The sequence below is a fragment of the Sphingobium sp. FW305-3-2-15-F-TSA7 genome, from assembly GCF_058787155.1.
This window is the reverse complement of record NZ_JBYSZM010000068.1, coordinates 1-10,491: the sequence shown is the minus strand read 5'-3', so window position 1 is coordinate 10,491 and position 10,491 is coordinate 1. Positions and strand designations below refer to the sequence as shown.

Here is a 10,491-nt window from a genome sequence, read left to right as displayed (position 1 = left end):
CAAAGTGAGCGTCGCGATCTTGACGAGCACCAGCACCGCATTGAGCGTGGCGCTTTCCCTGGTACCGATCGACAATAAGCCGGCCACCACAGCGATGATGAAGATGGCGGGCAGATTGATGATGCCGCCAAGCTCGGGCCCCTTGGCCAGTTCAAGCGGATAGCCCAGCCAGTCATGCAGCAAGGGCGTGGCATAGCCCGACCAGCCGACCGCGACGGTCGAGACCACCAGCGAATATTCGAGGATGAGGCTCCAGCCGATGATCCAGGCGAAGACCTCGCCCAGCACGGCATAGCTGTAGGTGTAAGCGCTGCCCGAGGCCGGCATCATCGTCGACATTTCGGCATAGGCGAGCGCGGCACAGGCACAGATCAGCCCGGCGACCGCGAAGGAGACGAGCACGGCGGGCCCAGCACGGTCCGCGCCGACGCCGATCAGGGTGAGGATACCGGTGCCGACGATCGCGCCAACACCCAAGGCCACCAGATGCGGCCAGGACAATGTGCGCGCCATGCGCTGATCCGCCGGCTGCTCGTCACCGACCAGAATCGTCTTTCTTCTGAGTAACTTGCTCATCAACTGCTCCCCTTTGCCCCGACCCTAGCGCGGCCGGGCGGGCAAAGTCGAGCGCATGCCCTGCCGATTTTCGGTTCGGCGCGGATTCCGGGCGTTCGGACGGGACAACAAAGGCAACCAGATTGATAGACAAGAAAATCTATGTTCCATAGTTTTCAATCGAATCGGTAGAGAACAACCCGAATCAAAGGGAGGCTACTGCGTGACCATTCGACATCTGCTTTTCGCCGGGACGGCTTTCGTCTCGCTGGCGTTGCCCATTGCCGCGTCCGCGCAGGAAGCTGCGCCCGTTCAGACGGAAGACCCGCAGGCCGCCGACGGTGCCCCGGGCCAGGGCGAGATCATCGTCACCGCGCGCCGTCGCGCGGAGACCGCGCAGGACGTGCCGTTGGCGATCTCGGTGATCAATGCCGACAGCATCGAGGCAACCGGCAACTTCAGTGTCCTGAAACTCCAGCAATTGGCTCCGACCTTACAGGTCTATTCGTCCAACCCGCGCAACACGTCCGTGAACATCCGCGGTCTCGGCGTGCCGTTCGGCCTGACCAGCGACGGCTTCGAACAGGGCGTCGGCATCTATGTCGATGACGTCTACAATTCACGCGTCGCCGCCGCCGTGTTCGATTTCCTCGACGTCCAGCAGGTCGAGGTGCTGCGTGGCCCGCAGGGCACCCTCTACGGCAAGAACACCACCGCCGGTGCAATCAACATCACGACCAACCAGCCGACCTTCGATTTCGAAGGCAGGGCTGAGGTCACCTTGGGCAATCTCGACTATAAGCAGGCAAAAGCTGCGATATCCGGACCGCTATCCGATACGGTCGCGGCGCGCATTGCCGTCGCTTCGACCAGCCGCCGCGGCACCATCTACAACACGCGTACGCAGCGCTGGATCAACGAGCAGGACAATCTCGGCGTACGCGGCAGTATCCTGTTCAAGCCAAACGACGACCTGTCGATCACACTCTCCGGTGATTACAGCAAGCAGGATGCCTACGGCTTCGGCACGTCTTTCGTCCGCGTCGGCAGAACGCAGCGTGCGCTCGCCCGCCAGTATGATGCGCTGGTCGCGTCGCTCAATGCCGCTAATCCCGGCCGGAACTATGCGGTCCCCAGCCGGAATGTTTATGATCGCCTGACCGACATCGATGCTCCGCTCGAAGCAGGCAATATCATTGGTGGTGCTTCGCTGCGGGTGAAGTGGGACGTGGGACCGGGCACCTTCACCTCAATCTCTGCCTGGCGCTTCTGGGACTGGAAGCCGCAGAACGACCGCGACTTCACCGGCCTGTCGATTGTTTCGGCGTCGAACAACCCATCGCAGCAGAACCAATATAGTCAGGAATTTCGCTACAATTACGAAGGCGAAAAGATCGACTTCGTGGTCGGCCTGTTCGGCTTCAAACAGCGAATCGACACTCAGGGGTTCGAACAGCAGGGTTCGGACGCCAGCCGCTGGAGCCTGACCGGCGCCCAGGCGAACGATGCCAGCATCCTTTCCGGGCTGACCGCGAACAACACGCAGTATCTCAAGAGCGACAGCGCAGCGCTTTATGGACAAGCGAGCTACAAGCTGACCGACGAACTGACCATTCAGCCGGGCATTCGCGTCAATTATGACAAGAAGACGGGCTTTTACCAGCGCGTGGTGACCAACGGACAGGGTCAGGTGATCAGTTGTTCGCCAGCGCCGGCCGCAGGCACGACGCTGGCCGCACAGTGCGGCGTCTATCAGCCGCAGAGCACTTCGCCTTCGGTCAGCGACTGGAATTTCAGCTACGATCTCAACGTCAACTACAAGATCACGCCGGACGTTTTGGCCTACGCAACCTACGCCAAGAGCTTCAAGACGGTCGGCATCAATCAGAACGGCCTGCCACTCAACACACAGAACCAGCCTGATCTCACCGCGAGCACTGTGAAGCCGGAATCCGTCAATCACTTCGAGATCGGCCTGAAGACACAGTTCTGGGGCAACAAAGCAACCTTCAACCTCAGCGCCTTCCGTACCGACATCAAGAATTTCCAGGCGACGGTGAACGGCGGCCAGTTCGGTACGGTGCGCGGTTATCTCGCCAATGCCGAAAAGGTTCGGTCGCAGGGCATCGAGGCCGATTTCCGGATCCGCCCGAGCGAGCGCTTCACTGCCTATGCCAACGGCGCTTATACTGATGCCAAATATGTGAAGTTCAGCAATGCGCCTTGCCCGCCCGAGCTTTCCGGCGGCACGCTTCAGCCGGCCAATGTTCCCGCCGATTATTCGCAGCCCGGCGTCCCCGGTGCGCTCAGCCCGCGCCAGTGCGACATTTCCGGCCAGGATCTGCCTGGCGTTTCGAAATGGGCTCTATCCTACGGCGCCGAAGTCAATGCGCCGGTCACGCTGCTGGCCAAGGAAGGGCAGGTCTATTTGGGCGTAGACGGAAACTATCGCTCCCACTTCCAGTCGAACGCTTCGCCTTCGATCTACACCAAGATCAACGGCTATGCGCTGACCAACTTTCGCGCCGGCTTCCGCGGCGAAGGCTTCGACGTCTTCGGTTGGGTCCGCAACGCCTTCGACGTGAAGTATATCGAACTGCTCCAGGTCGCCCCGGGCAATGTGGGCCTGATCGCCGGCACTCCCGGCGATGCCCGGACGTGGGGCGGCACGATCAAGTTCGAGTTCTAGGGCCGGCTTGAGAGGCCGCCCAATCGCGATTTCAGGGCGTCAGACGCACCCATCTGACCGGAAATCGCTCCAGATCTCACCACCCACTCAAGCTTCAGTGGGTCGGTGAGGGCCCCGGGCGTGAAGTCACGCACACGTCCGGGGCCTCTCATTTTCAAAAGCGCCGCATCAATCGGTCCGGTAATCGGGATCGTCCATCCACGGCGCGAAATGCGGCATGTCGGTCGACACGCGGTCGGTGAACTCGGCCGCTCTTTTCTCGAGAAACGCGTTCACGCCTTCCTTCGTGTCGGCGCTCGCCCCCCGCGCCCAGACCAGGCGACTGTCGAGCCGGTGCGCCTCCATCGGATGGCGGGCGCCCGCCATCCGCCACAGCATCTGCCGGGTGAGCGCGACCGAGACCGGCGCGGTCTCCGCGGTCAGTTCCTTCGCCAGCGCGCGGGCGGCGGGCAGCAAATCGTCGGCGGGATGGACGGCGCTGACGAGCCCGCCCGCCAATGCCTCCGCGGCGTCGAAGACGCGTCCCGAATAGCACCATTTCAGTGCCTGGGGCATGCCCACCAGGCGCGGCAGAAACCAGCTCGACGTCGCTTCGGGCACGATACCGCGCCGGGTGAAGACGAAGCCGAAACGCGCGGTCTCGCTCGCCAGCCTGATATCCATCGGCAGCGTCATCGTGACGCCGACACCGACCGCCGCGCCATTGATCGCACCGATCACCGGCTTGCGGCAGTTGAAGATGCGCAGCGAGACCCTGCCGCCGCCGTCGCGCACACCCTCATGATCGTAATCCACACTGCCGTCGGCGCGGACCGGAGACCCGGCGTCGCCCCAGTGCGAACCGTCGCCATAATCGAAGGTCGCATCGCCGGCGCCGAGATCGGCGCCCGCGCAATAGGCCCGCCCCGCCCCCGTCACGATCACCGCACGGACCATGTCGTCCGCATCGGCGAGATCGAACGCGGCGATCATCTCCCGCATCATCACCTTGTTGAAGGCGTTGAGCCGGTCGGGCCGGTCGAGGGTCAGGGTCAGGGTGCCGTCGTCGATATCGACGGCGATCGTTTCGAAATCGCTCATTGCGCGATGAGGACGGCTATCGGGCGTGCATGTCAATCCGGGATGGATCGGCCCGGCGAAAGCGCCCGTTCGACCTCGTCCAGCCGGTCCTTGCCGAAATAGAGCTCGCCATCGACGATGAACGACGGCAGCCCGAATACGCCATGATCGATTGCCGCCCGGGTGTTGGCGATCAGCCGATCCTTGATCGCTGGATCCTGCGCGCGATCGGCGATGCGATCGATCGGCAGCCGCGATGCGCGGAACGCGTCGCCGAAGATCTGCGGATCGTCCATTTTCTTGGGGGCTTCCCACATGTGATGAAAGGCGGTGGCGACATAGGCGTCGAAGACGCCCTCCGCCTCGGCCGCAACCGCGCCGCGCATCAGCATGAGCGTGTTGACCGGAAAATATGGATTCATCCGGAAATCGAGCAGGCGATGCTTCGCGACGAAGCGTTCGATCTCGCGATGTTCATAAGCGAGCTTCAGGGGAATGTCGGCAAAGGCGGTCATCGGCGACTGATTGCCCGTCGCCTTGAAGATGCCGCCGAGCAGCGCCGGCACCTTGCGGAAGCGGACGCCGGTCCGGTCCTCGATCGCGGGCAGCACGCGCCAGGCCAGATAGGCATTGGGGCTGCCGAAATCGAAATAGAATATGGGTTGAGTCATCGACGCGCTCCACACAGGCTTGCCTCGCGCTGGTCCGATTGACTCGGCGCGACGCGTCATCGACAAAGCCCGGCATGAGCGACACGGTCAAGCTGCACGATAGCTGGAAGGCACCATTGCTGCCCGAATTCTCCAGCCCCTATATGGCTGCGCTGCGGCAGTTCCTGATCGACGAGAAGGCCAAGGGCCGGCGGATCTTTCCCAAGGGCAGCGAATATTTCCGCGCGCTCGATCTGACGCCGCTCGACAAGGTCCGCGTCGTCATCCTGGGCCAGGATCCTTATCATGGCGAGGGACAGGCGCACGGCCTGTGCTTCAGCGTGCGGCCCGGCATCCGGACGCCGCCGTCGCTGGTCAACATCTACAAGGAAATGGAATCCGATCTCGGCATTCCACGCGCCAATCACGGCTTCCTCGAACATTGGGCCGAACAGGGCGTGCTGCTGCTCAACGCGGTGCTGACCGTCGAAATGGCGCGCGCGGCGGCGCATCAGGGCAAGGGCTGGGAACGCTTCACCGACGCGGTGATCAAGCTGGTCAATGAAAAACCCGAGCCGGTCGTGTTCATGCTGTGGGGAAGCTACGCGCAGAAAAAGGCCGCGTTCGTCGATACGTCGCGCCATCTCGTCCTCAAGGCGCCGCATCCCTCACCGCTCTCGGCGCATAACGGCTTTTTCGGCTGCCGCCATTTCTCGAAAGCCAATGCCTTTCTCGAGAGCAAGGGCATGACGCCGATCGACTGGGCATTGCCGGCCTGCTGACGATGGTCCGATAGGCTGTACGGCCAAAGCGCGTGTCGGAACCTGCGCGCGGCTTGCAGGCGCGCAGAATCGTCTTGCCGACGCCGCGCGCGACCAATTTTGGCCAAAAGAACAAAATTGACTCCGAATTGGACAATAACGGTCAAATCACCTGAAAGCCTGATAGAACCTCCCGCAGATACTCACTGTGGGGGTGGGGATGTTCTCAAATCATTTGATGAAGCGGCTGCACCGGTACCTGCGCACCGTTCTATTCGCGGCATGCATTGCCTTACCAATAGGCAATGCGAGTCTTGCGCAGGTCGAAACCGACCCGAAATACTTGATTGCAAGAGAGCCCAATCGGCGCGCCCTCATAATCGGAAATTCCGCCTACGATAATTTCTCGCCTTTGCCTGGATCGATCGCCGATTCGATCAAGATACGTGACACGCTGATCGACCTTGGCTTTCAGGTCGACTATTACGAGAATGTCTCGAGTTTCAGTGAATTCGTGGATCTAAGACTCGTTCCGTTTTCGGCGCGAATCGAGGAAGGCGATCTTGCAATCGTCTATTTCTCGGGCCACGGCTTCGCTTATGGCCAGACCAATTATTTGGTCCCCGTCGGCGTTCCGGCGTCCGTTTCCGCAGCCCAGGTCGATGCCACTTATTTACCGGAAAGCGCAGTCCGGGCCTATGTCGCATCACGAAAGCCGGGCGTCCTCATCATGCTTCTCGATGCCTGCCGTACCTATGCAGGCATCGTCAACGACGACGATCCGGGCATCGCCAAGGGTCTCCGACCTCCGGCGGGACTCACATCCGATGTGCTGGTCGGCTTCGCTGCAGCGCCAGGCACCGCCGCCTATGGCTTGGACGCAGGCCAACTCAGCCGCTTCACCGCAGCTCTTGCCCAGAATCTCCCCCAAGAGGGAATGGAATTCTCAACCGTCCAAAAGCGTATCAACAGACATGTGCTGCTCAGCACCAACAATCAGCAGCAGCCCTGGTTCTCGCAATCGGTTTCGACAGATATTTTTCTGAAGCCAAGCGCCACCATACGGGCCCTGGCGCGCGAAGCCTGGGAAGCCGTTCTGCGCGAAGGTACGGTCGCGTCTGTATCGGACTATCTGGCGTATAATCGCGTCGGCCCTTATGCGTACGCGGCTCGCCGCTGGCTGAAGGACAACCCGCTCGGCGCACGCACGACCTATACGCGCTTTTCCCCGCTTCAGGCCGAGACTCTGTGGAAGTTTGGCAAACAGGCATCTCTTTCGAGCCTTGGCCCCAATCTCGGCATGTCCCGCACATTGGATCTGAGCGACTATGCCGGGAACCCGGACACACTGATAGGCGTGACCCAGGCCGCCGAACTGATTGCCCTCCAGAAGCAATTGCTGACGCTGAAAGACACGATCGCCACTCAAGGCGATCGGACGATCGCGATTCCGGCGGGGACAAGACTGTCGAATATCGCCTTCGATGGCGGCGTGCTCTCTGCCGACGCCGGAACGCACGATCGAGTGGCTATTCCTGAGGACGCAGTATTCGCGACAGGTCCGCTTCCGATCGGTCAACCTCTTCTCGAACTTGCCATGCCGGGCCTGGAATCCGGCCCTCGCACAATTGTCGATGCAACCGCGCTGCGGGATCTGCTCCAGAACAAGATTGCCGCGAGCCAGATCGGCTGGGTTTCGATCTCGACGCCCAGGCGCACCCGGGAAGCGGACCGCGCGTTGCTGCGGCTGCGCGCACTTCACGCCAAGCATCTGCTCATCATGAACGGCGTTCGACCGGGGAGAATCTCCACCGTCGAAGGATTGAACGACGACGTCGAAGATCGAGTACGATTGAAGTTTTTTGGCTTTTAGAAAGGGGGTTTCACCATGAAATGGAAATGGATCACGCTTTCGTCCCTGGCACTCGGCTTCGCAGCACCGGCATTCGGTCAACCGACTGCGGAAGCCGTCGACGGAAAAATACGCTCGATACCCTATGATCAGGCGGTATCGGCCTATCGGCAAGGTCTGACCCCGAAAATTACCGACGGCAGACTCGCCAAGGAGGGCGCCTATCCTTGGCAGGTGTCGCTCCAGGTCTCCTGGATCGCGGATCCGGCCGCCGGACATTTCTGCGGCGGCAGCGTTTACAGGAACAAGTGGATCATAACCGCAGCCCATTGCCTGGTCGGTCTCGGCAAAGACGATGTTCTCGTTATGGCAGGCACCAACCTTCTCACCGGTACGGTACGACGGGTCAATGTTGCGTCTATCCAACTCCACCCGGACTATGATCATGGCACCCACAATAACGACATCGCGCTCCTCGAGCTGAAAACGCCTCTTTCTCTGGGCGCGCGCCTTGCGGCCATCCCGCTCCTGGGCGCGGCCGAAGAATCGACCCTGGAGACGGCAAAGCCGCTCCTGACGGTCACCGGATGGGGAGCGACGGAAATGGAAGGCGAGTCCGTGCGTGACCTGAGAGAGGTCGACGTCGGATATGTCCCCCGATCACAGTGCAATGCGCCGCTCAGCTACGATGGTGCCATCACGCCCATGATGTTCTGCGCCGGGCAGGCGCGAGGCGGCACGGACTCCTGCCAGGGAGATAGCGGCGGCCCCCTCGTCATCGGTGCGGGCCGTGCGGCTCGACTCGCCGGCATCGTCAGTTGGGGCGAGGGATGCGGGCTGCCTCTCAAATTCGGCGTTTATGCCCGCGTAGTTCCCTATCTCGCCTGGATCACCGCCAATACCAACTGATGTGACGCAAAGGGCCTCGAGGAGACGACAATGATCTCAATCACCTGGCTTCATCGCATCCCGCTACTGATCGCCGGATTGATCACGAGCGGCTGTACGACCTATTTGTCGACAACACCGCATCTCACGACCACCGCTCAGTCACACGCCATCCCATCCTCGGGTTACAGCCTGCCGATGGTACGATACGATCTGACGTTACAGGCAAAGCTCAGTCGCTGCCCGAAACCGGTCGTCCTCAAGCTCGGCAAAGAACAGCTCGTTGCGTTCGACAATGGGCTTGGCCTCTCTCTGAAAGCGTCTGCCGAGCCGCAATATGTTCCCGGTGAAAGCTACAATGTCGATCAGGCTGCATTGAGTTCATTCATGAAAACGACGACATATGGTCTGGAGACTTGGCCGTCGGGCACGCTCAAATCGATTGGCGCCAGCGCCGACGACAAGTCCGCGGACATCATAAAGGAAGGCGTCCAGGCCGGGCTGACCGTGGCCACATTGGCGACAGGCGCACCAGGGCTCTCAGCCGCGATACCGGCGCTCGCCGCCGCCGACGCCAGATCGACATCGGGCCCTTGGGGCGCGCTTGCCAAGCCTCAACCTCTGACTCTCTGCAAGGAGAAGGCCGCAGCCATGGTGGAACGCGCGGCCGCGCTGGTCCCGGACATCGTGCAAGCCACCAAAGATCTGGAGACAGCGACGCTGGACGTCACGCGGCTTGCCCTGATTGCAAATGCCAAGGCAGCCGATGCGCAAACGCTTGCGAATTATGACGCCGCGCTCAAGGAGCAGAACCGAAGAATCCTGGCTCTGGCGAAATATATCGAGGAGAAGGACGAACTCGACAAGGCATTGTCGAGCGAGGAAACGCGAAAATGGCCCTTGCGTTTCGATAGCATCCAAAGCGGCCTGCAGCCGCCGTCCAATGGTGTCCGCGAGAAGCTGGCGGCATTGCTGGAATCCGGGACCCGTCCTCTCATCTCTCGTGCCGCGATTGACCAATGGCTGGCAACGCTTGAAGCGCAGGGCAGCGGTGGCCAGGCGATTGCGAAAGACTTTCGCGCGCAGAATGCGGAGCTACTCGCGGCGCTGCAGGGTGACGATGACAATGATCTATGCTCAGGCGATCTCGCAGTGGCGACGTGTGTCACGCGCGCATTGGAGACGTGCAGCTATCTGCAGCGCGAGGACGACATATCCGATATCCCTGCGGACTGCGCCTCTCTTCCCGTACCGGTCGACCGAAGCGACGACACGAGGACTCGACAGACAGTCCTGGCTCGCGACGCGACCGCAGATCGTGGCATATTTCATCGCCAGCCCGTAACCGGTCAATTGCTCATCTGCCGTAAGGCGGAGGGCCGGTGCTCGCCGGAAAACAGCCTTCTGTTCCTGCCAACCAAATCGGTTCCCCAGCTTGGTCAACTACGCTTTTATGCGTTCGAAAGCCGGCCTTTCACATCAAGTGAATTCAGCCTTCAGGCACGCGAGGACGGAAGCCTGGAAAAGTTCGAATATAAGCGCACAAAAGCTGCAGGCCCGGCGATCGCTGACATGATAGGCGATGCCGCGGCACAGTTGCAGACCGGTCAGGAAAATCGCCGCAAGGAGGCGCTCGCCGAACTTCAATACAGAATCGACGTCTCGACGAAGCAGAAGGAGTATTTGAAGCTACTCGCCCCACCGTCGGTCGATGCCGACCAAGCACTCAAGGATGAAACCGCGCATCTCGATGCGAGTATCGCCTTGCTGAACGCACAGCTCTCCAAGCTCAAGGCCGAAGCCGCGCTCGCAGCCGCTTCAAACGGCACAAGCTGAAAGCATCGCCTTCGGAGAAAACGAAAAAAGGGGCTTCCCGAAGGAAGCCCCTTTTTCTGCCTCTCCCGCCAAAGGCGGTATTGAGACCGTATTAGATTATGAATGGGTTCTTGTTGTAGAACGACCCGGATGCGCCTGCTGCAAAGCCTGGCGGCGACCTACTCTTCCAGCGCTTAAGCGATAGTACCATCGGCGCAGTCA

General features: G+C 60.9%; 8 protein-coding genes. 5 read left to right on the top strand and 3 right to left on the bottom strand.

Annotation, left to right across the window (positions count from 1 at the left end; translation table 11 throughout):
- Positions 1–576 (bottom strand): amino acid permease (locus tag AC3WN8_RS29820; RefSeq protein ID WP_492673166.1); only part of this gene is annotated, 576 nt, incomplete at its 3' end.
- A gap of 202 nt (positions 577–778) precedes the next feature.
- On the opposite strand from AC3WN8_RS29820, the gene AC3WN8_RS29815 reads away from it, so the two are divergent.
- Complete coding sequence (locus tag AC3WN8_RS29815; RefSeq protein ID WP_492673165.1) at positions 779–3,244, top strand: TonB-dependent receptor; 2,466 nt, start codon at positions 779–781, stop codon at positions 3,242–3,244.
- Between the two features lie 168 nt (positions 3,245–3,412).
- On the opposite strand, the gene AC3WN8_RS29810 is transcribed toward AC3WN8_RS29815, so the two are convergent.
- The gene (locus tag AC3WN8_RS29810; protein WP_492673164.1) at positions 3,413–4,324 is read right to left on the bottom strand and encodes a crotonase/enoyl-CoA hydratase family protein; all 912 of its coding nucleotides are present in this window, start codon (positions 4,322–4,324) and stop codon (positions 3,413–3,415) included.
- A gap of 32 nt (positions 4,325–4,356) precedes the next feature.
- On the bottom strand, positions 4,357–4,974 hold the full coding sequence (locus tag AC3WN8_RS29805) for a 2-hydroxychromene-2-carboxylate isomerase (protein WP_492673163.1): 618 nt from the start codon (positions 4,972–4,974) through the stop codon (positions 4,357–4,359).
- Positions 4,975–5,048: 74 nt separating this feature from the next.
- Here AC3WN8_RS29805 and ung point away from each other — a divergent pair, with 74 nt between their 5' ends.
- The 4 genes from ung to AC3WN8_RS29785 all read left to right on the top strand — a co-directional run bounded on the left by ung (position 5,049) and on the right by AC3WN8_RS29785 (position 10,290).
- Positions 5,049–5,735, top strand: a complete 687-nt coding sequence (gene ung, locus AC3WN8_RS29800) for a uracil-DNA glycosylase (protein WP_492673162.1) — start codon at positions 5,049–5,051, stop codon at positions 5,733–5,735.
- A gap of 199 nt (positions 5,736–5,934) precedes the next feature.
- Positions 5,935–7,587, top strand: coding sequence for a caspase family protein (locus tag AC3WN8_RS29795; protein WP_492673161.1), 1,653 nt, complete (start codon positions 5,935–5,937; stop codon positions 7,585–7,587).
- A 15-nt stretch (positions 7,588–7,602) separates the two neighbouring features.
- Positions 7,603–8,475, top strand: a complete 873-nt coding sequence (locus tag AC3WN8_RS29790) for a serine protease (RefSeq protein ID WP_492673160.1) — start codon at positions 7,603–7,605, stop codon at positions 8,473–8,475.
- A 30-nt stretch (positions 8,476–8,505) separates the two neighbouring features.
- A complete protein-coding gene (locus tag AC3WN8_RS29785; protein ID WP_492673159.1) occupies positions 8,506–10,290 on the top strand; it encodes a hypothetical protein in 1,785 nt (594 codons plus the stop codon).
- The last annotated feature ends 201 nt before the right edge of the window (positions 10,291–10,491 follow it).